Here is a 24,469-nt window from a genome sequence, read left to right as displayed (position 1 = left end):
CGTGTCGGAGAGGGGTTGGGGGAGAGGTCAAAAAAGGGCTTGTCGAACTCACATTAAACTGTATTTATCTCTACACAGGTCGGAAACGATCGATCTCGCCTCCGGTCAAGTTTGCGTAATACAAATTACCATCAGGACCAGTGGTGATTTGTGTAGGCAGTCCTAGATTAGGCCTGTCTGTTTGGGAAGCAAACCGCTTAACTGAGGTAACTTTACCTTGACTATCTAATATCAAAGCATCGATAGTTCCTTGACTGAAATCACCAATGAATAAGGCACCTTGATAGATTGCAGGGAAAGTATTACCTGTGTAAAAGTCACCCACCAGGATCGAATTAGAACCAGAATGCTTGTAAGTGTACAGTGGTTCTGTAACAGATGAGCCACTATTATAGAAGGCTTTTGCTGCATCTAAATTAGCGTAGACTGGTTGTTTCAGACTGACGACATTACCATTTGCATCAAGGCCACCTTCATAGAATGGCCAGCCAAAGTTAGCTCCTGGTTTTCCGATATTCACCTCTTCGTAAGTACCGAAGCCAACATCACCAATTACGGGAGTATTGGTCTTTTTATCAATTGTGAAACGGAAGGGGTTACGCAGACCGTAGTCATAAACTTTGGAAATATTGCTATTAGCGTCACCGTTGTAGAAAGGATTGCTTGATAAGCCTTTACCAGTAATCGGGTCAATCCGCAAAATCTTGCCGGATAAATTATTCTTATCCTGGACGCGAATTGCTCGGGGATCTACTCCATTGTAGGAAGTACCATCTCCTAAGCTCACAAATAGAGAACCATCAGTACCAAAACGCACAGAACCAACTGAGTGAGATTCACTATCATTGGCGATAAAATTCTGGATATTTTGGACTTTATCGAGATTATTCAGATAATCCTGCAAGCTGGTAAACGGCTTACCAGTATCTTTGTTGAGAATTCCTGATGGTGCATAGCCAAGTGAAACATTTGTGCTATTTCCATCTGGGTGGCTGATATTTGCCCAAGTGCCATTTGTGCCGAGTAGTACAACTTCGCTGCCAGCAATTGCAGTAGTGTAATTAGTATTGGGGTCGGCTGTGAAGCGACTTAGGCGTGCAGTCCGATTCCCATTCTGATCGGGATCGTCCAATGTGCTATTGGGATTATTCTTAGAATTGCTTGTATTAGTTTCTGGTGGATCGTAGGTATACAACAGGTAAACATAGTTGTTGCCGTTTGGACTTTTACCAAAATCTGGATGTACGGCAATGCCTAACAGACCGCGATCGCGCGTATCATTTACCTGTCCGCGAATATCAGTAAACGGGGTTGATAATAAAGTACCGTTTTTCATGACTCGCACTACCCCATTTTTCTGGGCAATGAACATACTGTTACCATCAGGTGCCCATTCAAAAGCTGTGGGTTGATTCAAACCAGAAACTACTGTATCTAAAGCAAAATTACCAGAGTCATTATCAATAATAGTGATACTTGTCTGTTGATTAGTTAACTGCACTCCAACTGGGTTACTGAACTTCAAAGCAAATGTTTCATTTGATTCGCCAACGTTGTCATTCAGAATGGGGATAACAATGGTGTTGCTGGTTTGTCCGACTGCAAAACTCAAGCTTCCAGATACAGCCTGGTAGTCAGATCCAGCTTTAGCAGTCCCATCTTGGGTTATGTAGTTGACGCTAGCAGCCGCCGAAGCATTGCCCCGTGTAACTGTCACCTTAGCAGTACCGTCACCCTCATTAACTACTGGCTGGCTGAAATCGAGGCCGGAGCGATCGTTGTCTTGAATTGTAATTGAGAGAGTTCTTTGGACTCCTAGTGTTGCCCCCTCTGCCTGATCGATGACAAAATTAAAGCTTTCATCTGGTTCTATCGAGGAATCATCATTGATCGGAATCGATACCTGGGTGCTACTTTGTCCCGGCGCAAAAGTCAGTACTCCAGCACTTTCAACGCCTTCACTGCCATAGTCAACTCCTTTTGTAGCAGTATTAGCTATAGTTGCATATTTAATTGAAGATGTACTACTTAAATCTCCAGTTCTAATTAGTTTGACGGTAACACTACCACTGTCTTCGTTCACAGTCATCGAAGACGAGCCTAAGGTGATAGTGGTCGGAAGAACTGGTGAATAAAGTTGAGACTGAGGAATGATTTCCTTCGCCTGAGAGGCGCTTGACCAACGCAGTTGAGAAACGGCATTGCCTGTATTTTCGTAGTACTCAAGTTTAATATCGTACTTCTGACCTGCAACCAATGCGATCGAGCCACTAGATTCAGTGGCAGCTTGATCGACAAATTGACTGATGATTTGTTGACCATTCACCCACAGTCGTACACCATCATCAGCAGTGGTGTAGAACTTGTAAGTTTCGCTGTACTTGGCTTCTACCTGACCTGTCCACCGCGCTGAGAAAGTATCTGCATTAATCGACGGAGCGGGAGAATCAGCGCGCCAGTTAAAGTTCACCGTCGGATCTGTAGTAGTTACCTTCAGGTTAGTGAAGTCGATGTTGTCGTAGTACTCTCCTTTGAGTCCATTGCCACTACTAGGTGTGCTGACGACATTACTATACAGTTGGGACTGAGGAATGATTTCCTTCGCCTGAGAGGCGCTTGACCAACGCAGTTGAGAAACGGCATTGCCTGTATTTTCGTAGTACTCAAGTTTAATATCGTACTTCTGACCTGCAACCAATGCGATCGAGCCACTAGATTCAGTGGCAGCTTGATCGACAAATTGACTGATGATTTGTTGACCATTCACCCACAGTCGTACACCATCATCAGCAGTGGTGTAGAACTTGTAAGTTTCGCTGTACTTGGCTTCTACCTGACCTGTCCACCGCGCTGAGAAAGTATCTGCATTAATCGACGAATCGGGAGAACCAGCGCGCCAGTTAAAGTTCACCGTCTGATCTGTACGAGTTACCTTCAGGTTGGTGAAGTCCATGTTGTCGTAATACTCTGCCTTAAGTCCATCTCCCTGAGAGAGTAGGCTAGACCGAGCAGAAATATTGGTTTGTCCTTGGTCAATACTTTCTAGAGATGATTTAGTAGTAATTACTGGACTTACAGATGTTGATAAGTTTTGATTTGATGCCATAATTTAGTGTTTCAGGATTAATTTAACATTAAATATTCCAACAAAAAATGCCTCATGAAGCTTGATATAAATATACTGGTAAGCTAATAATTGATTAACTTATAAAGATATATTCAGTAATTACTAATCATGAATAATTAATTGAAGAATATATTAGTCTTTGTTAGTTTTTGTTTTCTTTCAAAAAATTACTGAATTCTTGAGACATTCTAAATTTTATTGATGTGCAAATGCATATCAGCAAGGCAAGCAGTGCTTAAGAAAGCAAATACATGCGTAATTAGTCAAATGCAATAACTTTACATAGATTACTTAAGTATTCTTTTAGTGCTTACACATTTGACAATAGATGGCGGTGTTATGTCTATCTTCTGTATGGAACTTTGTTTAAATATTCATATTGATCTATCCTTTTTTAAAGGAATATAAAAGTTTTGATGATATTTAAATAAAAAATGCCAAAATACCGGATAATCTAATGTGCTTATCGACAAATTTATTAACTATATAAAATTTGTATAAAGAAAAATTTTAATATTTAAAGATTTGAAAAATTAATATTTATTTATACTTCATTTTGATTATTACTTTATCTCTTTGTTACCAGAACCAGCATAAATTTAGTAATAACCTAAAATCAGTGGAACAAAAACTTTTGCAAAAGCCTCACCATTCATGCATTTAAGCTAGAGAACACAATCCAATACTGCTCGGTTATACCATTTCTTTGTGAAGCTGCATATATTTACCCCCCTCTAGTCCCCCCTTGCCAAGGGGGGACTAGAGGGGGGTCTTATTATGTGCATCTTCATACAGAATTGGTATTAAAGGCAAAAGGGTAAGCAGAAAAGGATTGGAAGGCTCGATATATAAAGTTTTTTTCCCTTTAACCTTTTCCCTTCCCCCCAAAACCCTACTCTTTCGTTTATTTACAAAAGTTTTCAATTTACTCTAAGTCAGAAAAATTACAAGTTTGACGTTGCACATTCCCACTTTCCCCTAGACTAAGGGCAGCAACCTTGTTCAAACTGGCTGAGGAAAGTGGACTTTGACTGAGACAAACAATTTAAACTCTACCATCCAGAATCTCTCGCGCAGGGAATTGCGAGATTTAGTGCGGACTCAGCTGCAAATGCTCCTGGAAGCAGGAGACTTGCAAGGAGCAAAATCAATTCTTGTACCCGTGCAGCCTGCGGATATCGCCGAGGCGATTGAGGGTTTACCAGAAGCGATGCACGCTTTGGCTTTTCGCTTGCTTTCTAAGGATGAGGCGATCGAAGTTTATGAATATCTCGACTACAGTGTTCAAGAACGGTTAATTGAAGAACTTAAAAGCCAGGAAGTCTGCGATATTGTCGATCAAATGTCGCCGGATGACCGAGCTAGGTTATTTGATGAATTACCGGCAAAAGTCGTCAATCGCTTGCTAGAACAACTGAGTCCAGCTGAACGTCAAGCTACAGCCCAACTATTGGGTTATGAAGCTGATACAGCTGGGCGAATTATGACACTAGAGTTGATCTCGCTGAAAGAAAATTTCACAGTATCTCAAGCTCTAGAGCGAATTCGCAACTTAGCTAATGCCAGTGAGATGATTTATTATCTTTATGTCATGGATGCGGCAAGGCGCTTGACGGGGATTGTATCGTTGCGGGAATTAGTAACGTCTCAGCCTGAGCAAATGATTGGCGAAATTATGACCCGCGATGTGGTGTTTGTCTACACTGATACGGATCAAGAAGAAGTTGCAAGATTAATCCAAAGATATGATTTTTTGGCTGTACCTGTAGTAGATCGAGAACAGCTTCTAGTAGGTATTGTGACGGTGGATGATGTAATTGATATTCTGCAACAAGAAACCACCGAGGATATCTATGCTTTAGGTGGTGGTGTGCAGTCGGGGGGCGACAATTATTTTCAAATGAATTTGCTGGAAATCGCTCGGAAACGGGTTGTCTGGTTATTGGTCTTACTTGTAACCAATACCGTTACAGGCACAATTATTAAGTCGCAAGAAGATATTTTAGCAAAAGTGGTGACACTGACGGCCTTTATTCCCTTGTTGACTGGTACTGGGGGTAATGTAGGCGCTCAATCTTCCACAGTGGTGATTCGCGGGATGAACACCGATGAAATCCGATCGCGTGGTGCATTACAGGTAATCGGCCGGGAAGCGATCGCAGGCGCCTTATTGGGAGCAATGTTAGGTACGATCGCTACTGTCTGGGCTTATTTTCTGCAAGGACGATTAGAAGTAGCGATCGCTGTCGGCACTAGTTTGGTAGCTATTTCTATTTTGGCTTCGATCTCCGGTTCAGCACTGCCATTTCTATTTCGCTATCTGCGTTTAGATCCGGCATTAATGTCAGCACCGTTCATCACCACAGCAGTTGATGTTGTAGGTGTTTTGATTTACTTCAATTTGGCGCGGGTAATTTTAAAGTTATGAAAAGAGTCATTGGTCATTAGTCATTAGTCATTAGTCATTAGTAATTGGTCATTAGTTATTAGTAACAGACAAAAGACAAATGACAAAGGACAAATGACTAACTTAACTTTTACAATTCTGATTCCGTATCTGGAGCAACAATTTCGCCAGTACCCAATTGCAGTATCATGTCCTGGTCAGTAATCAATCCGCTAAGTTCCTTCACTTGTAAATTCATGTCTTCACAAGCTTGTCTAAGTTCTCTGGCAAATTTGTTGAGGTCTTGACCATAGCCACATTGATAAGCAGCAGTCTCAATCCCTTGCTGGGCATTTGCTCTAGCACAATCTACTAGTTCTCTGCCATTCAATGGTGTAGGAGATGCCATAGACGTAGTTATTATTTATTAAATGTTTTCTGCTAGATAGACTATCAATATTCACACATTTACTCATCCCTCCAATGGAAGACCATCAGGGTATAATTCGAAGTAATTATTTTTTTCTCATTAGTCATTAGTCCTTTATTCAAAGTGAATAACCAATAACCAATGACCAATGACTAATGACTAATGACTGAATTTTTCACTTACCCATTCACAACATCTCCACCATTGACATGTAGCACTTGTCCAGAGACATAAGAACTATCATCAGAAGCTAAGTATACGTAGCTAGGAGCAACTTCTTCTGGTTGTCCGGCTCGTTCCATTGGTACTTGTTTGCCAAAAGTTTCAACTTTCTCTTCGGGGAAAGTTGAGGGAATTAAAGGTGTCCAGATTGGCCCTGGCGCGACAGCATTAACGCGAATTCCTTTGGATACCAAATTTTTTGATAAGGAGCGAGTGAAAGCAACGATCGCACCTTTTGTGGAAGAATAATCTAGTAGTTGTGGACTACCTTTATAAGCTGTTACCGATGTGGTATTGATGATAGCACTGCCCGTTTGTAAATGCTTGAGTGCAGCTTTAGTCATGAAAAACATTGAGAATATATTAGTGCGGAAAGTTCGCTCTAGTTGTTCTTCAGTGATTTCTTCAATGCTTTCTTTGGGATGTTGTTCAGCAGCGTTGTTGACGAGAATATCGAGTTTGCCAAACTCACCAACTGTTTGTTGTATGGCTTGCTGACAAAAAGTTTCATTGCCAATATCACCTGCAATCGTTACTGCACGACGCCCTTGTTTTTCTACCAAATGTTTTGTTTCTTTGGCATCATCGTGTTCGTTAAGGTAAAGAATAGCTACATCTGCACCTTCTTTTGCAAATGCGATCGCAACAGCACGACCAATCCCACTATCTGCGCCCGTAATCAATGCTACCTTATCTTGTAACTTACCACTACCCCGATACTGAGCATCATCTGCTTTGGGTTTTGGTGTCATTTCTGATTCAACACCTGGCGTTTCTTGTTGCTGTGGTGGTTGTAATTTTTGCTCTTTTTTCTCTTTTGGTTCTTTTGCTTTAGCCATCTGTTTTACCTTGGTAATTGAATATTGAATGGGTATTGAAAAAGGGTAATTGGGCAGTAGTTACACTCCATCTTTCTCCTATCCCCTATTTCATAACTAAACCTTGGATCGAAAATTCAACCCAAGGTTTATTTTTTGCTTTGACTTTCACTAGCAATTTGCAATTTTAGGCATTTCTATCCTGGATGTTTGCCAAATTTACTTATTCGAGCAACTCTACGCAATTTACATTACTTACATTATTTATCCTCACGCCTGACCATGAAAAAAAGTACACAACTCTAATGTGATGAAGAATTTCTCTTTTTCACCTGCTTTCAAGTTAACTATTATATTGCTGTACTTTATCGCCCCCTAGAGGTAAAGTATGCTGCAATTAGCTCAACCTTAAGAGGGAAAAGAATTAAAGAAGTCGGCGATTTGTGGGTTGCTATAGCTCGATCGATCCTTGCGGACTTCCGGAAATTTTTTACAAAACTACCTGAATCTTGACACGGCAACTATACATCGTCCAAAAGGGTGCTTGGTGCGCTACATTGAGATCATTAGAGGGCATGGGTTATGGCAACATTAAATATTTCCGAGTTAGAACAGGTTGAAAAGTTTCGCCACTTACAATTAACCCTGCGCGAACGCTGGAAAACGAGCGAAATATTTGACAATAGTGAAGCGGATATTTTAATTATTCCCTCCTTGAGTCTTGACCAGGGAGAACTCCAAAAGATCGAAGGCTGCGAGCATTATGAAGAAAGATTACTATTTTCCTTAATTCGGTTGCGGAATCCCCGAACTCGACTGATTTATGTAACATCAGTACCGCTGCATCCGAGTATCATTGATTATTATCTGCAATTGTTGCCAGGAATTCCCTTTTCTCATGCTCGCAATCGCTTGCTGTTACTTTCTACTTACGATTCCTCTTTTAAGCCTCTGAGCCAAAAGATTTTAGAACGCCCCCGCTTGCTAGAGCGGATTCAGAAATCTTTGAGGCTAGACAAATCATTTATGATCTGCTACAACTCTTCGCACTGGGAAGGCGAATTGTCTTTAAAATTGGGTGTACCACTGTATGCGGCTGCACCAGATTTACAAATTTGGGGAACAAAAAGTGGCAGTCGGGAAATCTTCAAGGAAAGCGGAGTACCGCATCCAGATGGCAGCGAAAAAGTTTGGAACCATACAGATTTGACAGAAGCTACTGTTGATTTGTGGGAACGGCAACCAACATTAAAACGGGTAGTAGTAAAACTTAACGAGGGCATTTCTGGAGAGGGAAATGCATTGTTGGATCTCAGACCGATTGAGAATTTAGCACCAAACACTGGTACTCATGCCGAAAGGATAGCAGCAATTAGCGATCGCTTATCAACGATGCGCTTTCAAGCAAAACAAGAAACTTGGGATAGTTTTTTGGGAAAAATGCCTGAGTTAGGGACAATTGCTGAAGCATTCGTGGAAGGGGAAATTAAGCGATCGCCCAGCGTTCAAGGACGGATCACTCCCCAAGGCGAAGTGGAAATCCTGTCAACTCACGACCAAATTCTCGGAGGCCCAGACGGTCAGATTTATCTTGGTTGCAGCTTTCCTGCTGATGAAAGATATCGATTGCAATTACAGCAATTGGGGCTTCAAGTTGGCAAAAAGCTAGCAGATAAAGGCACTTTAGAGCGGTTTGGTGTAGATTTTATCGCTGTTGACAAGGGTAATGGAGACTGGGATATTCAGGCGATCGAAATTAACCTGCGTAAAGGCGGTACAACGCATCCATTCATGACCCTGAAATTATTAACGAACGGCCGCTATGACCTTTCCACGGGTTTATTTTATAGTCAACAAGGTCGTCCAAAATATTACATTGCCACTGATAATCTGCAAAAAGAGCGCTATCAGGGATTATTACCCAATGATTTGATGGATATCATTGCTCACCACAGACTGCACTTTGACAGCGGTACAGAGACGGGTACAGTGTTTCATCTTATGGGCTGCCTTTCGCAGTTTGGCAAGGTGGGATTAACCAGCATCGGTGATTCACCGCAACAAGCACGAGATATTTATAACAAAGTTGTCAAAGTTCTGGATGAAGAAACCCGCAACGAAAATCGTGATTTCTCGGCATTTTCAGATTATTCCTTTCCTGTAGTTTGGGATGAATTATAAGCTAACGCGCCTACATATTGCACAAACTCCGTGTAGACCGTCATTAGTCATTTGTCATTAGTCATTTGTCATATCATGTCCGCTTGATTGCTTATTAAACCCGAAGAACCCCACCCCGCCAAAGCTGTGCTTTGTCTCCCCTCCCCGCTCTTCGGGAGGGGTTGGGGGTGGGGTTCTTTTATTATGGGTAATTTGGCGGACATGATATCATTTGTGTTTACTAAGGACAAAGGACAATTGACAAAGGACAACCTCTCCTGAAGGAGACGCTGCGCGAACACCAGTTGATGTGCTTTTATTTTTGCGTAACAGCTTAGTTAAGGAATGTCGTTTGTAACCACGATCGTGGCACAGCAAGCCTTGTGCCCCAATGATATTATGTCTGCCAGTTATATATACAGCGTATTTCAGGTAAATGAAGTACACGGGTAGGGGCATATGTTGTGCCCCGCCGATTAGTTCTAAATGGGCCGATCGCTGTTAGGTAAATTTTGCTGGTTGCTTGGCTGTTTACCAGATTGCAATTGGGTATATATATAGGTTACTACGGCTAAAGTTAGCCCAATAGCCAACACCACGCCTACGATTCGCAAGAAATTGGGAGTAATTCTCGTAGTTAGCTGCTCACTTAGCCTTGGTTGGTAAATAGTATCATCCGTTCGTGTTTGTGTTCTGCTTTGATTAGACGCAGGTCGTGGCTGATACAACGTCACATCTGGTTGCACTGGCGGTCTACTTTGATTCGATCCTGGTCGCGGCTGAAACAACGTCTTATCTGGTGGAACTGGCGGTCTATTTTGATTAGATCCTGGTCGTGGTTGAAACAACGTTTTGTCTGGTGGTACTTGTTGACCACCTTGATTAGATCCTGGTCGTGGTTGAAACAACGTCTTATCTGCTGGTACTTGTTGACCACCTCGATTAGATCCTGGTCGTGGTTGATATAACGTCACATCAGGTTTGCTGGTGTTCGGATTATTCACAGGATTCTGTTGATTTTGCTCAACTGGGTTAAATGGTCTGGGAACGGTTTCGTGATTTGAGCCTTGGTTGTGTCCCGCCTGAATGGGAGGAACGATTGGATCAGATTGGTTTTGTTTAATCGGGTCAAATAGTCTGGGAACGGTTTCGTGATTTGAGCCTTGCTTGTAAGCAGATGGAGGACGAATAACAGTATCGTCGTTTGATTGTCTGGGAACTGTTTCGTGGTTTGAACCTTGATTGAAACCAGATGGAGGACGAATAACAGTATCGTCGTTTGATTGTCTCGGAACCGTTTCGTGATTTGAGCCTTGCTTGTAAGCAGATGGAGGACGAATAACAGTATCGTCGTTTGATTGTCTGGGAACCGTTTCGTGGTTTGAGCCAAGATTTGAAGAAGGTTGCGATCGCCCAGTAAGTTCTCCGGGTACGCTGGATTCGGTGGCAAATTTGGCAGCAGCTTGTAAAGCTTGATTTAGTTCTTCTACTGTTGCAAATCGGTTGGCTGGGTTTTTTTGGAGACATTTCATCACCACCGCTTCTAATTGTTCGGGTAAATGCTCACACCCTGGTTGCTCGCGCAGTGGTTTTGCTGGCTCATAAGCATGAGCTAATACCCAAGAAGCCTCACTCACATGACTACCCTTAATGCTGATTCCAAAGGGGTCGGCTGCACTCAGCATTTCATAAAGGATAATCCCTAAGCTGTAAATATCACCTCTAGCATCCAGGTTGCGATCACTTTGGATTTGTTCGGGAGGTGCGTAACGAAATGTACCGATAAATGTACTAGTTATATTTGTAATATTGGAATTTTCTGAAGATTCACTACGAATTTTGGCAACACCAAAATCCAAAACCTTCACCCACTCTCCCAAATCTGTGGGCATCAAAAATATATTATCTGGTTTCAGGTCGCGATGAACTACCTGAATATGTTCAGTGGTTTTGCCGCCATCCCGTTGGAGAGTCACTCCTTGATGAGCAAGCTGTAAACCCTTACAAACTTGCGCCATAATCTTCACCGTCCGCTCAACAGACAGCCGCTTTTCGCGCAGCAGTAATTGCCTGAGCGTTTGTCCCCGTAAATATTCCATGACATAAAATGGAAAACCTTCTGGGGTTACACCACAATCACTAATCTTCACAATGTGGTCGCTTTGCAAAGCAGCACAAACTGCCACCTCCCGCTCAAAACGCTTTCTCATTTCGAGTGATGCCACTAGCGTATCTTTGAGCAACTTCAACGCTACCTGCTGACCAACACGGGTGTCTGTTGCTAGGAAGACTTCTCCCATGCCACCCCCGCCCAACCGTCTGTCTAAACGGTATCGCTGGTTATCACCGACGAAGCGACCATTCCAAGAATTTGAAGAAGGTGGGGATTTCATCTGGGGCAACCCATCCTAGTTACTTTAAGTGTTAACTTTATTCAGAGATAATACTAGTATTACAAATATGATTGCTTCATAACTTAGATGAATATTAGTAATATATACTACTAGTAGTTATCTAATTATACTCAGCTTAACATATTAGTAAGTTAAAGTAATATGATAAATTTGATAAAATGTTTAAACTTTAGACCTAATAGCAGTTGAAATTTGTTCCTGATATTAAGTTAGCGCGAGTTGCCGAGAATCGTCTGCTTCAGTAGTACTGAGTGACTAAAAGAGTAAAACCGTAGAGCGCAAACTACGAACTTAGCAAGTCAAACTTTACAGACAAGTAATTGAATTTAACACTCTGATTAAATTACACTGCTAATTTTGACTAGCAAATCAGGAGGCTAAGATGGAAAGCAACACCACAACATGGTGGATATATGCATTATTGTCAGCTGCCTTTGCAGCATTGACAACTATCTTTGCCAAAATTGGGATAGAAAATGTGAATGCTAATTTAGCAACAGCAATCCGAACTGTGGTCATTTTGGTAGTTGCTTGGGGGATTGTATTTTTTCAGGGAAACGTAGTTAATATCTTAGCTATACCCCAAAAAACCATGATTTTCTTATTATTATCTGGAGTATCTACAGGGTTATCATGGATTTTTTACTTCCAAGCCTTACAAGCAGGAAAAGCTTCCCTTGTTGCACCAATTGATAAATCAAGCTTGGTATTAGTTTTATTATTTTCAGTCATTTTTTTGGGAGAAACATTAAGCTGGAAGATCGTTTTAGGAACTGGGTTAGTAGTCATCGGCACTTTAGTTTTAATCATTTAAAATCTTAATTAAGCTCTACTCGCTCCCAAATTAAGAATTAGGTTTTCTTTATCCGGCAAAACCCTAGCTTTTTGACAAATACTTTTTTCACATCACAGATTATCGATGAAGTGAAAAAAGTAAAACTACTGTCCCATAAAGGTTTAAGTTGAAGCGTTCGTGCTGATAGTCTTGGCAACAACAGGACTTAAAGTTTTGCAAAATAGATTATTCTATTAATGTACTCTGGCGTACATGATTAATATGTGCTATTGCCATGAGGAATCAGGATGAGTAATGTGCTATCTATAGCCGCAGTGACAGCAGTACTAAAAGTCTTGCTGGAAAATGGTTTAGTCAGCGATCCGATCGCTGCTAGTGTTGGTGATGTGATTGTAACTGCCCTACCGCCCGATCGAATTTCAGTTGAAGCTGACGAGCGTGCCCAAATCAACCTTTTTCTCTATCAAGTGACGCAGAACCGCAATGTCGATTGGGTATCTCAAGAATTTCGCAGCAGGCACTCACGGATTAATGGAAACCCACGCTCTCCAATTCCACCACTAGCTCTCGATCTCCACTACTTACTCACAGCCTACGGAGCTAAAGATTTTCAGGCAGAGCTTTTACTCGGCTATGCAATGCATTTATTACACAAAACACCAGCGATCGCATCTGATATTATTGAAAATACTTTGATAAATGCATCTACAACCAATACCTCAAGTGCTTTTTCGCAAGCTGTAGCAAGTGTGTCTGTATCCAATTTAGCAGAACAAATTGGGCAGATCAAACTGACTCCAGAGTTTTTTAACATGGAAGAAACTTCTAAGTTATGGTCTGCTTTACAAACACACTATCGACCTTCAGCTACCTATTTAGCATCAATGGTATTGATTGAAAGTAGTAAATCTGACAAAGAAGAAGATTTCTACATGATGCCCTTGTCTCAACCGAATATAGAGCAAGTTATAGCTCCAACAAAAACCGAACAAATGATTGTTGCAGGTACAAAATTAGTAATTCGTGGTAAACGGTTACGCGGTGAAATCACACGAGTTCGTTTTAGTAATACGGAAACATTACTAGTACCTCAAGAAGTCAAAGAAACGCAAATCAGCTTATTAGTCCCGCCAGATTTATACGCCAGTATACAGGGTGTCCAAGTTGTACATTTAACAATGGGCAATGCAGAGCAAACGAATCATCTAGTTGAATCAAACGTGGCGGCTTTTGTTTTACATCCAACAATTACAGCATTCGTTACTCAAGTAGAAAATAGCGGTGAGAATTTACGCGCAGCAGAAATTACCGTTAAATTCCAGCCCAAAGTAGGTAAAGAACAGCGAGTAGTTTTGCTACTCAATGAGATATCAGGTGAGAATCCGGTAGCTTACTCTTTTTTGGCTGCACCACCTACCCAAGACACTGATGCGATCGCGATTCCGGTCAAAAATATCAAACCCGGAACTTATATTGTCCGCGTGCAGGTAGATGGCGCCGAAAGTCCACTTCACAAAAATCAGTTAGGGGAATATGATTCGCCACAGGTGACAATTTTATGAATGCTACGACAATTAATCACAATTGGGATGAGGCAAACTACCGCTACCTATCAGCAGCTCTAGCTGTAGTGCGTGGTATTTTGGAAAATCACACGGCAAAAGATGAAGAGAACCACCAAGAGCATTTACAGCAAGCGTTACAGGAAGCTGCTGCTGCTATGCCTGCACCATCGGCATTGGAGAGAGTCTGCAAAATGTTTCGCCTCTCATCCTTTGAACGTAATTTGTTGCTGTTGTGTGCAGGTATGGAATTAAATGGAGATTTTGCCAAATTGTGTGCCATAGTTCACGGCGATTCACAACGAGCTTACCCAACTTTGGGTTTAGCTTTGGCAGCTTTACCCGATGTCCACTGGGATGCGATCGCTCCAAATGCTCCCTTACGTTATTGGCGGTTAATTCAAATTGGTGATGGTCATGCCCTAACTCTCAGTCCCTTAAGAATTGACGAGCGGATTTTACATTATCTCACGGGTATTCAATATCTTGACGAACGGCTAGCTGGTATCATTGAGCCATTACCAGAGGTTAGCGATTTAGTACCCTCGCACCAAGATTTAGCAGAGCGAATCGCAGCAGTTTGGTCGCAAGCTTACAAGGTTAATAGCTTGCCAATTGTCCAGTTATCTGGTACTGAAACTGCCAGTAAACGTGCCATTGCCGCCACAGTTTGTCAGCTTCAGGGTTTAAGTTTGTGGGTAATGCCTGCACAAGTCATTCCTTTAGCACCTGGCGAGTTGGATAATCTCATTCGCCTGTGGACTCGCGAGACGATTTTAAGTAAGAGTGCCTTACTGATAGACTGCAACGAACTGGATACTAATGATATAGTGCGGCTGAATGCGATCGCTCGTTTCATCGAACGCATAAACGGCTTTTTAATAGTTACGAGTCGAGAACGCATCGGCTTATCACAACGCCTAATAGTTAATTTTGACGTACATCAACCAACTAGCAAAGAACAAAGTGCAGTTTGGCAAGATGCACTAGGGGCGAGTGCATCGCAAATGAATGGGCAAGTCAAAACCTTAGTGGATCAGTTTAATCTCAGTGCTGCAACCATTCGCGCTGCTTGTGCAGAAGCCGCAGGACAATTAGCACAAACACCAGAAACCGATATCACCAGCATTTTATGGGATGCCTGCCGCGTGCAAGCACGTCCGCGCTTAGATGAACTCGCCCAACGGATTGAGCCATCTGGTGATTGGGATGATTTAGTATTGCCAGAGGCGCAGAAACAAGTTCTCCGCGAAATCGCGGCTCATGTACGGCAACGTAGTACTGTATATAACAATTGGGGTTTTGGAGGCAAGAGTGCTAGGGGATTGGGAATCAGCGCTTTATTTGCAGGTAGTAGCGGCACTGGGAAAACTTTGGGAGCAGAAGTACTGGCCCATAAATTACGCCTCGACCTCTATCGGATTGATCTATCATCGGTAGTCAGCAAATATATTGGCGAGACAGAGAAGAATTTGCGTCGGGTATTTGATGCCGCAGAACAAGGTGGAGTGATTTTGTTATTTGATGAAGCCGACGCTTTATTTGGTAAACGCAGTGAAGTTAAAGATGCGCGCGATCGCTATGCCAATATAGAAGTTAGCTATCTATTGCAACGGATGGAAAGCTACCCAGGTTTAGCAGTATTGACTACTAACTTGAAGAGTGCAATTGATACAGCCTTTCTGCGGCGGATTCGCTTTGTGGTGCAGTTCCCCTTCCCTGATACAACACAAAGAGCCGAAATTTGGCGGCGTGTCTTTCCAGCCGAAACCCCAACCGCAGATTTAGATGCTCTGCAACTAGCACGACTCAATGTTGCTGGGGGTAATATCCGTAACATAGCTTTAAATGCCGCTTTCCTCGCTGCCGATGCTGGGGAACCAGTGCAGATGAAACACGTATTGCGGGCGGCTCAAACAGAATATAGTAAGTTAGAGAAACCCTTGACTGATGCGGAAGTTGGCGGCTGGATGTAATTTTGCAATTTTGACCTTATACCAATTTGAAAAATGATTGCGACAGATGGATTCACACCAAGCCAGACGCACGAAAGCAATTCCAAATCTAAAATCTAAAATCCAAAATCTAAAATGATATTACTCTGGTAATTCACCAAATCTTTCCCGATAGCGAGCAAGCATGGACTCCATTTGAGCAAGTTGCTGCTCGGCTTGCTGACGCTGTTGCTGTTCTTGATGTGCTACTTCTTCTGGCGTGGGGGTTAGTTGTCCATCGGGAGTGAAAAAGCGCAACTTCGATTGATAAACTCCCAAATATAACTGCAATTGCTGACTCCATAACCAACCAGCTTCATTTGCTTGCAGTTCTTGATAACGACCATCTAGTAAATGAAATCCTTTAAATTCTAAACTTACCGGGTCAAACCAAAAATAATCAGGAGTCCGCCAAATATCCTGATAGATTTCCTTTTTCAACCCTCTATCAGTAGCAGCTGTTTTGTCAGAAAGAATCTCTACAATCACATTTGGGTATTTGCCATCTTCTTCCCAAACTACCCAGCTTTTGCGTGTTTTGCGTTGGGTATTTAAAACTACAAAGAAATCGGGGCCTCTAAATTGCTCAGACTTGCGTTGACGCGGACTGTAATAAATCGTCATATTACCGCAAGCGTAGAAATCTTGACGCTCTTGCCACAACCATTCCAAACACTGAATCAACAGCAGTATTTGCCGCAAGTGAAGTTCTGTTTCCAAAGGTGGTTCATCACTGTATAAATCACCAGGAGGAAATATAACATCTTCTGGTGTGTCTTCTAAAATTATTCCTAAATCTTGAGCAGAAGACATAATTATTTCTCGTTTGACAAGATAAATCTAACTTAACCCAATTCATTCACCTGCAAAAGCGATCGCCCCAGCTTTGTAGAATTATAAATCTCACTCACACAGAGTCACTGCTAGCACAGAATAATTTCTACTTAAGTCGATAGCGATCGCCACGAAACAAATTGTATAATTTGATTCAAAAATCTGCTTGAGGATGTGAGATGAGCGAGCGAATTGGGCGCAACAAATCAGCCGCATCAACTTTTACAAATCCATCACTTGCCTCCCCAGGTATTCCCACACTGGCGAATCCAATACGCGGCTTTGGCTCACAAATCAATACTCTCCCGCCCCAAACAGTAACTGAGGTAGCACCAGACTTTCAAGAAGTCCAATCTGCCCAAGAGCAATTATTGGAACCAGAAGTCATCAAAGAAAAGCCCCAGACTCACGACATTAGTCGCATATCCTTGCATCGTCTCCAGGCAAAACTCACAGTTGGAGAACCGCACGATCAGTATGAACAACAAGCAGATTGGGTGGCCAATCAAGTGATGCGAATGGTTCCTAACCTACAGCCTATCCAAGATTCCTTGCAGCGAAAATGTGGGGTCTGTGAGCAGGAACAAGAAGAACTGCAAACCAAGCGATCGCTACAACGTTATACCGATGGCAGCTTGCAGGCTGGGGATAATATTGAAAGTCGGTTGAATAGTAGTAAAGGAGGCGGTACTACTTTACCAGATGACGTGCGCTCCTTTATGGAACCCCGCTTTGGTTATGATTTTAGCCAGGTGCGGGTGCATACTGGTGATGAAGCAGTCCAGATGAACCAAGAGTTGGGCGCACAGGCGTTTACACATGGTAGTGATGTTTACTTTGGAGCCGGGAAGTATCCAGGTAATAATGAGTTGACTGCCCATGAATTGACCCATATAGTGCAGCAATCAGGAGCTATAGAAAGAAAATGCACTACCTGCCAGGAAGAAGATGAGCAAGTTAGAAGAAAAGAAGATGAGAAAATCTTACCTGATACTTCTTCCAATGGTGATACATCACAATTCTCCAACAGCACCGCAAAACTTTTAGATTTGATTGCCCGTTTAGAAAAACTGCATACTCATTCGGACAAACAAATAGAGTCGCAGGCAAGTACTGAGTCTACCGACAATCAGCCTTTGCAAAAAGAAGGTCAGCAGCATTTGGATACTTTGTCTCATGGTTTACAGCAACTACGAGCAGCTGCTTCCAGTGATGACGAAACTTTGAAACTGCGGGTTCTTGCAGCGTTTACCCCATCTGCTATGCAAACAGCCCAGACAAAGGCATCAAATCAAGTCCAAACAGCTTCTGGGTCGTCTTTGGAGTCAAGTTCGACTGCCAGTATACAGCGTGCGCCAGTCGGTATTGCCACCAAATCTCTAACAATTAGTTCACAGCAGAATGCCACAGAAATCGAAGCAGACCAAGTTGCAAAAGCAGTAACTTCTGGCAAATCAGTTGCAGTCAGTCAACGTTCTCCAGAGGAGAAAATTAATCGCTTTGCAGGAGGAGAAGAACTCATTGCTTTGGGAACTGGGTTACTTGTAGCAGATGCCGAAGCTGCACCCGTCGAAGTAGCAACAGGCCCTCCCGGTTGGGCGATCGGATTAGGTATTGCTGTTGCTGCTGTAGTTATTATTGGCGTTGGTATTGCTATCTCTTCTGATACTGATATCCCAGCAACTCCAGAACCGGAAGCTAAACCAGTTCCACAACCTTTGCCAGTACCAGTGCCTATACCTCGACGTTATCCAAACCAGACGTGTGAGGATTCGGTACTTGATACATTGCAACAAGAGATGCACGCTTTTTGCGATAAGATTGGGGGTGAAAGTTGTAGCCCCAGCAAAGTAAGTCCAAAGAAGCTAGCGCGGCGACCCTGCTCAGAGATTCGTCAACGCATTCAGGCAGTGCAGGAATGTATGCGTCTCAGAGAAAATATCCAAGATAAGTGTTTTGGTGGTCAACCCGATCAAGCGCATAAGGATGTTATTGAACAACTTAAAAGTGGACTTCAACATTGCTTGAATCTTGAAAAGGTCAACTGTGCACCAGGTCATCCAATGGCAAATCTTTGAATTATGTTAATGGATCTCTTTCAAGCGATCGAAAATCAGAATTTAGACTGCATCGCAGAATTACTGTCACACGGAGCCGATCCAAACAGTCTTCGCCCAGAATTTCCACGATGGACACCCCTACATGAAGCAATTGAGCAACTTGAAGATGGTGGTGAGATCGAATCTTTAGTTCTGTTACTTCGGCATGATGCATCTGTTGATACTTGGGATGCTGACCATGATTCTACACCACTGCTGATGGCACTTTTCCGTGGGCAAATAGAAGCTGTTCGCTTGTTGCTGGCTGCTGGTGCAGATCCAAACGTTGTTGGTAGCGAGGGTGACTCACCATTACGCTGGTGCGTTGAACAAGGGGACTACAACACAGCAGCAATGTTACTTCGTTGTGGAGCAACCAAAACGCTCAATGATGCTGGCGGTAGCAGTGGAATGACAGCACTTGGGCAAGCCGCAAAACGGCTTGATTTAAAAATGATTGAACTTCTCTTACAAGCAGGAGCAGATCCAGAAGTTTATGATGCTGATAAGTTTACTGCATATCGACGGTTGCCGCCACGGAACGAAGCAAAAGACGATGCTGTGTGGGTTGCAGCAGAGGCACTGCTAATGCGCTGACTGCGATCGCACGAAGCCCAACCACTAGAAATGGAGGGTATTTTTGTACTTTATTAACTTGCAATCTGCTGTAAATTTTGGAAAAAAAATAGCAGTAGTGTCTACTTCTATAACATTAATTATTTTGGCAGTTATAGCTCAAAGACTCAAAACTCAATTTGAGGATTCCTACACTCGCCATGAATAAATTGGTGTTGTACTATGTCACTCAATTACTGTGGCAAAAATTTGAAACCGCAAGTTGGAAACTTTTTCAACTTGTTTTGGTGCTTTGATTTCAGTAAATAGCTGAATCGCTCGATCGAAATTTATTTGACTTTCATCAGGCTTCAACATCTTTTGATTAGTTAAACCCAATTGAAAATAAGCTTCAGCCAGATCGCATTTAGCGCCTATTTTATCCAAAAGTTCGATTGCTTCTGTATGCTTAACAAGAGCTAATGCAAAATCTGTTTTTTGTCGATGGATTTCTGCTAAACCATTGAGTGTTTTTGCTTTTACCTGCATATAATGACTTTTTTCAGCAAAAGTCAAAGCTTGCTGGAATATCTGATTTGCCTGAGAAAATTCACCTAAATTGACGTATGTTTGACCCAAAATTTGCATGAAATAGACAAATCTCCCAGTTTGTTCTACTAGTTTTTCCTTCGTAATATTTTGATAAGCTACATCTGCTAATTGATATGAAGAATCGCGCAAACCTAAATAAGAATACACCAAAGCTAAACAGACTGAAGCTTTCTCTGCCCAGCGATGATGCTCGGTATTTTGAGCTAAATAAATTACTTTTTGAAATAACTTTGCGGCTGCCTCTAGTTCCCACAAATCTATTTGATAAAGACCAATACTTAATAAAGAATCTACCTCTAGCATTCTCAGATAGTAAACTGTATGTTTATTCTCTGGCTGAGGTACAAGTGATTTGAGTGCTTGGGTTGCGAGTGTAATAGTCTTTTCTTGACAAGCGATCGCTTGACTAATTTTACCTGTTATCCAATATAAATCGCCTAATATATTATAAAGTTCGCTGAGATTTTGGTCATCTTCTAGATTGTTAACAACTCGCTCAATTGCCGCAAGTATCGGTTGAATTAAACCCATCCGATACAATGTGCTACCAAGAGGTAAAAACTGCTGCCATTGATTATTTCGGCTTTTTAAAATGACCTTACCCGCCAACTCAAATTCATGAATTTCTATGTAGTGATAATATGCTTCTAGAGCTTGCAAAGCATCTTTAAAGGTTTCAATTTGTTTAACACTAATTGTCCAAAATTCTGCGGCTTTGTGGTTGGCAATTTGCCATTCATCGGTGAGGCGTAAACGTGCGATCGCTTCTTTTTGAATCACCGGATGTAACCAATATTCGCCTTTTTCACACTCCACCAAAGACCGATTTCTCAAGGAGGCGATGATTTGGCGATGTTGATCGGCTGGAACATCCCACAGTAAACAAAACAATCCTTGTGATGAAATGCTGGGTATATCTTGGTAACGATAACATCCTAAACGGCAAAGGAGGCGATATGCTTGGGGATCGAGAGCTTGCAAACGATTGATTTGACTAACGGCTAAATTTTTTAAGTCGGTTGCGGCTAACGGATCGGCATGATTTTCTTGCCAATAAAGAACCATGTCACCGTCAAAATCTTCCTGAATCGAACCGCAGAGAATTCCCATTGCTTTAGCATTACCGCCATAAGTGCGATGCATGATTTGCAAGGTAGGCGAGTTAATAGTTAACCCACGGTTGCTAAAAAACTGTTGCCATGCGCTTTCATCCAAACCAGGAAGCCGATAATGATTGACATTTAACCCAGGTTCACAAAGGCGATCGCGACTAGTAATCAAGGTAACAGATTGCACCCTGGCATCAGCCAACACTCGCAATAGTTCTACATAGTTGCGGTGAGAAGCAATCAACGCACCATGTCGATCTAATGCAGGTTCGAGATTATCAATTAACACCCCAATGCGTCGATTGTGGAGTTGGCGTTTGAGTCGCGCCAAAGTTACCCCAAATTCTACCCCAGGTTCTTCGTCAAAATCTTGTTTAAGCCATTCCTCTACAACTCGTTCGGCGGGGGTGATGTTTTGCGTTTCCTTCGCCATCAGTAGTTCCAAAACCAAATCAAACCCCTGATGGAGATATTGCTGCGCTAGAGTAGTTTTGCCTAAACCGCCTTCACCTTGGATCACAATCACTTTCGAGCCTTGATTTACCAAAGTATTTAAGTGAGCGATCGCTTCTGTTCGTCCAATAAAATTGGTATCCTCTAATTTTGGGGTAGGTTGGGGCGATCGCGAGTAATCGATCAGACTTGATGATATAGCAGTAGTTTTTCTCAGAACTCGCTCTAAAGTAGCGCGACAATTACTTTTGGTTATCTTTTCTCGCAGTACTTTAGAAAGCAGCTTCCATAACTGAGAACCAGCATCCTTAGCGTGTCCTTCCGTACAACCGTAAGCATGAGCGATATCCAAGTATTTTCTACCCAACCAAACTTGCACAAGAATCACTTTTTGCAAATCGCTCAACCGTTCCCCAGTCTGAGGAGGAATTATGGCGTCTAACCATGCTAATGCTGCTTCAGCGTCCATTGGGTAACGACAAGGATAGTTCAGATTTTAAGGACAACTATAAATTACTTTACAGTTATGTTGCTGGAGTTTTTGGATAAGATTCTGTAAACCCGACTTTTTTCCCGACTTTTCAGAATAAAGCTTTCTCATCTAATAAAATAAAGGTCATTAGGTCATCTCAGCACCATCATTACTTATGGTGAAATCAGACCCCCGTCAATTGCCTAGCAGTGCTGAACTTCCTTGTTCAGACGATACCCCTGTGGATAACGAAGATCAGAACTTTATTCCCAACTTGCTTCTCTTCTTGCTGCAATATATTTGGGCAAACCGTAATGACTGGTTTTTCAGCGTGGATATGGGCGTTTACCATACCACAGGGGTTAGTCCACTTGTGCCGATTGTACCAGACGGATTTTTGAGCTTAGGTGTAGAACGCCGCAAGTCAGATAAATCTCGTAAAAGCTATGTTGTCTGGGAAGAAAACAACATTGTGCCTATCCTGGCTTTAGAAATTGTCTCTTTAACTCCGGGTGGAGAATACGACAAAAAATTAGACATTTATGCCAAGTTAGGGGTACTGTACTACATTATTTATAATCCAGAGTATTGGCAAAGAGACCGTCACCAACCTTTTGAAGTTTATCGTTTAGTAGATGGTAGCTATCAATTGCAAATTGGTGAACCCTTTTGGATGCCAGAAATTGGTTTAGGAATTGGTAGAGGGCAATACGTATCTGGTAATATCCAGCGTCAGGTTTTGTATTGGTATGACCAACAAGGAAATCGTTATCAAACTTCAGAAGAACAGCTTGAATTAGCGCAAAAACAACTTGAGCGTTATCGTCAGCAATTTGGAGATTTGCCGGAATAATGCAAGCATTAGCTTTAAGGCCGCGCCTTCTCCGCTTCTAGCAAAAATAGAATTGTACTTGCCGTAATATGAAGCTGGTAAGCAGCAAAGTGTTGTGGGACAGTAAGTGGCTGAGAACCTTGACCATGACCTGCATTTTTATTTCTCATAGTAGGAACTCCACTTTCGAGATTTGATTTGAGTGAGGTAAATTGAGTCTGCAAGTAAGAAGGAATCAGATTGTTCTGCAAGCAAACATTAATAAGATTTTTCGCCGTATCTCCAGGTTGATAAATCCAGCCTTGAATATCACAAATAGTTTTCATAGTACTCTCGAAAGCTTTTAGACAATCAACAAGACATTCTTTATAGCGCCCATGTCTATAATGTTCGTGTGCTTTCAAAAATTCTTCATTTGCTCCCTGAAATCGCTTATCACTTAGTAATTCTAAAACTGGCTTTACAGCTTCAGCATGGATTATTTGAGAGTCCACTCTAATAATTTCACCTGACTCATACTGATAGCCTACCCCGTGTTCTCTAAATCTATAGTTCAATTCTTTAATTGCTTCATCAGGAGTAATTTTTGATTTAGTTATACATCGTAAACTATCGTCACTGTATTCTCTATCAATCAATTCAAAGCTTAACTCTACAATATCAAGTATCTCTTCTATGACTTTATTTTTCAACATAAAATCAAATACATCTTGTTGTATGTAATTATTGATAGACATTTCATTCAATGATAATTTGCCATGTTCACGGCATAAAATATCATGAATCTTCTGAAAGCTTTCTATGGTTTGCAGATTCCTATGTTCGCCTATAGCATCGTTAATAATATGAATAATCTGTACGCGAAGCTCTTTAGAGATATAGTCATATCGGTAAACATCAGGAAATTCTCCCATAAGTCTTTTTTGACGTTTTGAGTATATATCGTAGACCTTCATATTTGATAAACCTATACACAATACATATATACTAGCTTTAACTATACTGCATGTAGTGGAATTCTACTTATTTAGATACGTGTAAACATCCCTTATAGATAGAGTTACACCATAGAACAGTGCAGCAAGTAAATTTATTTAAGTAAAAATAAATACATTGAGAAACCAACTTTTTCCCCGACTTTCGCAACCCTATCACATAAAACTGCCGACTTCAGCCGACTGACAAAAGGAAGCGCGATCGCTTAAGCTATTGGACAAAGTTTTGTACGGTGTGTTATTCTCTCACATCACAAACTAACCTTAATAACTTTCATTCTCCCCGTCTATAAGCTTCAATTTCTGCCGCTATTTCTTCATCAGTGAAGGAATTATTTGCGTGTATTGCTTGTATTTCTTGGAATAATTTTTTTAATTCTTCTGCTAAAGTAACCTTTTGATTATCCTCTGTCAAAATAATCACCTCAACTCTCTGTCCTGCTTTAAATGGTAAATCAGATAATACTAACTCCTTTGGATCTGCAATAGTGATATATGTTTTATAAGCGTTCATGATTTATATTGTTACTCAACTTTTATCTACCTAGGACTTACGCATTGACAAGGTTGCCAAGAAGTGAATTCAGGGAAAACAAGGA

The 24,469-nt window shown here is 41.7% G+C and carries 16 protein-coding genes; 8 read left to right on the top strand and 8 right to left on the bottom strand.

Going from position 1 to position 24,469, the window contains the following annotated elements; all coding sequences use genetic code 11:
• Positions 1-70 precede the first annotated feature (70 nt).
• Entirely contained in the window at positions 71-3,106 is a 3,036-nt protein-coding gene (locus tag RMY64_RS15950) for a PA14 domain-containing protein (protein ID WP_322700586.1), read from the bottom strand.
• Positions 3,107-4,154: 1,048 nt separating this feature from the next.
• Between RMY64_RS15950 and mgtE the strand changes: the two genes are divergently transcribed.
• Positions 4,155-5,555, top strand: a complete 1,401-nt coding sequence (gene mgtE / locus RMY64_RS15945) for a magnesium transporter (RefSeq protein ID WP_322700585.1) — start codon at positions 4,155-4,157, stop codon at positions 5,553-5,555.
• A 109-nt stretch (positions 5,556-5,664) separates the two neighbouring features.
• On the opposite strand, the gene RMY64_RS15940 is transcribed toward mgtE, so the two are convergent.
• Both RMY64_RS15940 and RMY64_RS15935 read right to left on the bottom strand, forming a co-directional pair.
• Entirely contained in the window at positions 5,665-5,922 is a 258-nt protein-coding gene (locus RMY64_RS15940) for a hypothetical protein (RefSeq protein ID WP_094352695.1), read from the bottom strand.
• 200 nt (positions 5,923-6,122) lie between these two features.
• Positions 6,123-7,004, bottom strand: coding sequence for an SDR family oxidoreductase (locus tag RMY64_RS15935; protein ID WP_322700584.1), 882 nt, complete (start codon positions 7,002-7,004; stop codon positions 6,123-6,125).
• Positions 7,005-7,565: 561 nt separating this feature from the next.
• Between RMY64_RS15935 and RMY64_RS15930 the strand changes: the two genes are divergently transcribed.
• Positions 7,566-9,164, top strand: a complete 1,599-nt coding sequence (locus RMY64_RS15930) for a peptide ligase PGM1-related protein (RefSeq protein WP_322700583.1) — start codon at positions 7,566-7,568, stop codon at positions 9,162-9,164.
• A 461-nt stretch (positions 9,165-9,625) separates the two neighbouring features.
• Here the strand turns inward: RMY64_RS15930 and RMY64_RS15925 are convergent, their stop codons facing one another.
• Entirely contained in the window at positions 9,626-11,536 is a 1,911-nt protein-coding gene (locus tag RMY64_RS15925; RefSeq protein ID WP_322700582.1) for a serine/threonine protein kinase, read from the bottom strand.
• 403 nt (positions 11,537-11,939) lie between these two features.
• On the opposite strand from RMY64_RS15925, the gene RMY64_RS15920 reads away from it, so the two are divergent.
• The 3 genes from RMY64_RS15920 (at position 11,940) to RMY64_RS15910 (ending at position 15,891) form a co-directional block, all read left to right on the top strand.
• A complete protein-coding gene (locus tag RMY64_RS15920; RefSeq protein ID WP_322700581.1) occupies positions 11,940-12,371 on the top strand; it encodes an EamA family transporter in 432 nt (143 codons plus the stop codon).
• Positions 12,372-12,640: 269 nt separating this feature from the next.
• Positions 12,641-13,915 carry a DUF4255 domain-containing protein gene (locus RMY64_RS15915; protein ID WP_322700580.1) on the top strand — a complete coding sequence of 425 codons (1,275 nt, stop codon included), beginning with the start codon at positions 12,641-12,643 and terminating at the stop codon, positions 13,913-13,915.
• A complete protein-coding gene (locus RMY64_RS15910) occupies positions 13,912-15,891 on the top strand; it encodes an ATP-binding protein (protein ID WP_322700579.1) in 1,980 nt (659 codons plus the stop codon). The genes RMY64_RS15915 and RMY64_RS15910 overlap by 4 nt, the downstream gene beginning before the upstream one ends.
• Positions 15,892-16,011: 120 nt before the next feature.
• Here RMY64_RS15910 and RMY64_RS15905 read toward each other — a convergent pair whose 3' ends face one another.
• Entirely contained in the window at positions 16,012-16,722 is a 711-nt protein-coding gene (locus tag RMY64_RS15905; RefSeq protein ID WP_322674078.1) for a Uma2 family endonuclease, read from the bottom strand.
• A gap of 200 nt (positions 16,723-16,922) precedes the next feature.
• Between RMY64_RS15905 and RMY64_RS15900 the strand changes: the two genes are divergently transcribed.
• Positions 16,923-18,821 (top strand): eCIS core domain-containing protein, encoded by a 1,899-nt coding sequence (locus RMY64_RS15900; protein ID WP_322700578.1) that lies wholly within the window; start codon positions 16,923-16,925, stop codon positions 18,819-18,821.
• 9 nt (positions 18,822-18,830) lie between these two features.
• Positions 18,831-19,439, top strand: coding sequence for an ankyrin repeat domain-containing protein (locus RMY64_RS15895; RefSeq protein ID WP_322674080.1), 609 nt, complete (start codon positions 18,831-18,833; stop codon positions 19,437-19,439).
• Positions 19,440-19,643: 204 nt separating this feature from the next.
• Here the strand turns inward: RMY64_RS15895 and RMY64_RS15890 are convergent, their stop codons facing one another.
• Positions 19,644-22,040 (bottom strand): NB-ARC domain-containing protein, encoded by a 2,397-nt coding sequence (locus RMY64_RS15890; protein ID WP_322700577.1) that lies wholly within the window; start codon positions 22,038-22,040, stop codon positions 19,644-19,646.
• A gap of 178 nt (positions 22,041-22,218) precedes the next feature.
• Here RMY64_RS15890 and RMY64_RS15885 point away from each other — a divergent pair, with 178 nt between their 5' ends.
• Entirely contained in the window at positions 22,219-22,896 is a 678-nt protein-coding gene (locus RMY64_RS15885) for a Uma2 family endonuclease (RefSeq protein ID WP_322700576.1), read from the top strand.
• Between the two features lie 14 nt (positions 22,897-22,910).
• Here the strand turns inward: RMY64_RS15885 and RMY64_RS15880 are convergent, their stop codons facing one another.
• Both RMY64_RS15880 and RMY64_RS15875 read right to left on the bottom strand, forming a co-directional pair.
• Complete coding sequence (locus tag RMY64_RS15880; protein WP_322700575.1) at positions 22,911-23,831, bottom strand: STM4504/CBY_0614 family protein; 921 nt, start codon at positions 23,829-23,831, stop codon at positions 22,911-22,913.
• A gap of 313 nt (positions 23,832-24,144) precedes the next feature.
• Positions 24,145-24,384: a hypothetical protein gene (locus RMY64_RS15875; protein ID WP_322700574.1), complete on the bottom strand. Its 240-nt coding sequence runs from the start codon at positions 24,382-24,384 to the stop codon at positions 24,145-24,147.
• Positions 24,385-24,469: the final 85 nt, after the last annotated feature.

Source organism: Nostoc sp. DedQUE08, from assembly GCF_034530895.1.
In the GTDB taxonomy this organism is placed as follows: Bacteria; Cyanobacteriota; Cyanobacteriia; order Cyanobacteriales; family Nostocaceae; genus Nostoc.
The sequence above is the reverse complement of the archived record's forward strand: the minus strand, read 5'-3'. Positions and strand labels throughout refer to the sequence as shown.

Coding starts and splice junctions, on each gene's coding strand:
- RMY64_RS15950 (WP_322700586.1), bottom strand. CDS start 3,106: ATGGCATCAAATCAAAACTTATCAACATCTGTAAGTCCAGTAATTACT.
- RMY64_RS15940 (WP_094352695.1), bottom strand. CDS start 5,922: ATGGCATCTCCTACACCATTGAATGGCAGAGAACTAGTAGATTGTGCT.
- RMY64_RS15935 (WP_322700584.1), bottom strand. CDS start 7,004: ATGGCTAAAGCAAAAGAACCAAAAGAGAAAAAAGAGCAAAAATTACAA.
- RMY64_RS15930 (WP_322700583.1), top strand. CDS start 7,566: ATGGCAACATTAAATATTTCCGAGTTAGAACAGGTTGAAAAGTTTCGC.
- RMY64_RS15925 (WP_322700582.1), bottom strand. CDS start 11,536: ATGAAATCCCCACCTTCTTCAAATTCTTGGAATGGTCGCTTCGTCGGT.
- RMY64_RS15920 (WP_322700581.1), top strand. CDS start 11,940: ATGGAAAGCAACACCACAACATGGTGGATATATGCATTATTGTCAGCT.
- RMY64_RS15915 (WP_322700580.1), top strand. CDS start 12,641: ATGAGTAATGTGCTATCTATAGCCGCAGTGACAGCAGTACTAAAAGTC.
- RMY64_RS15910 (WP_322700579.1), top strand. CDS start 13,912: ATGAATGCTACGACAATTAATCACAATTGGGATGAGGCAAACTACCGC.
- RMY64_RS15905 (WP_322674078.1), bottom strand. CDS start 16,722: ATGTCTTCTGCTCAAGATTTAGGAATAATTTTAGAAGACACACCAGAA.
- RMY64_RS15900 (WP_322700578.1), top strand. CDS start 16,923: ATGAGCGAGCGAATTGGGCGCAACAAATCAGCCGCATCAACTTTTACA.
- RMY64_RS15895 (WP_322674080.1), top strand. CDS start 18,831: ATGGATCTCTTTCAAGCGATCGAAAATCAGAATTTAGACTGCATCGCA.
- RMY64_RS15890 (WP_322700577.1), bottom strand. CDS start 22,040: ATGGACGCTGAAGCAGCATTAGCATGGTTAGACGCCATAATTCCTCCT.
- RMY64_RS15885 (WP_322700576.1), top strand. CDS start 22,219: ATGGTGAAATCAGACCCCCGTCAATTGCCTAGCAGTGCTGAACTTCCT.
- RMY64_RS15880 (WP_322700575.1), bottom strand. CDS start 23,831: ATGAAGGTCTACGATATATACTCAAAACGTCAAAAAAGACTTATGGGA.
- RMY64_RS15875 (WP_322700574.1), bottom strand. CDS start 24,384: ATGAACGCTTATAAAACATATATCACTATTGCAGATCCAAAGGAGTTA.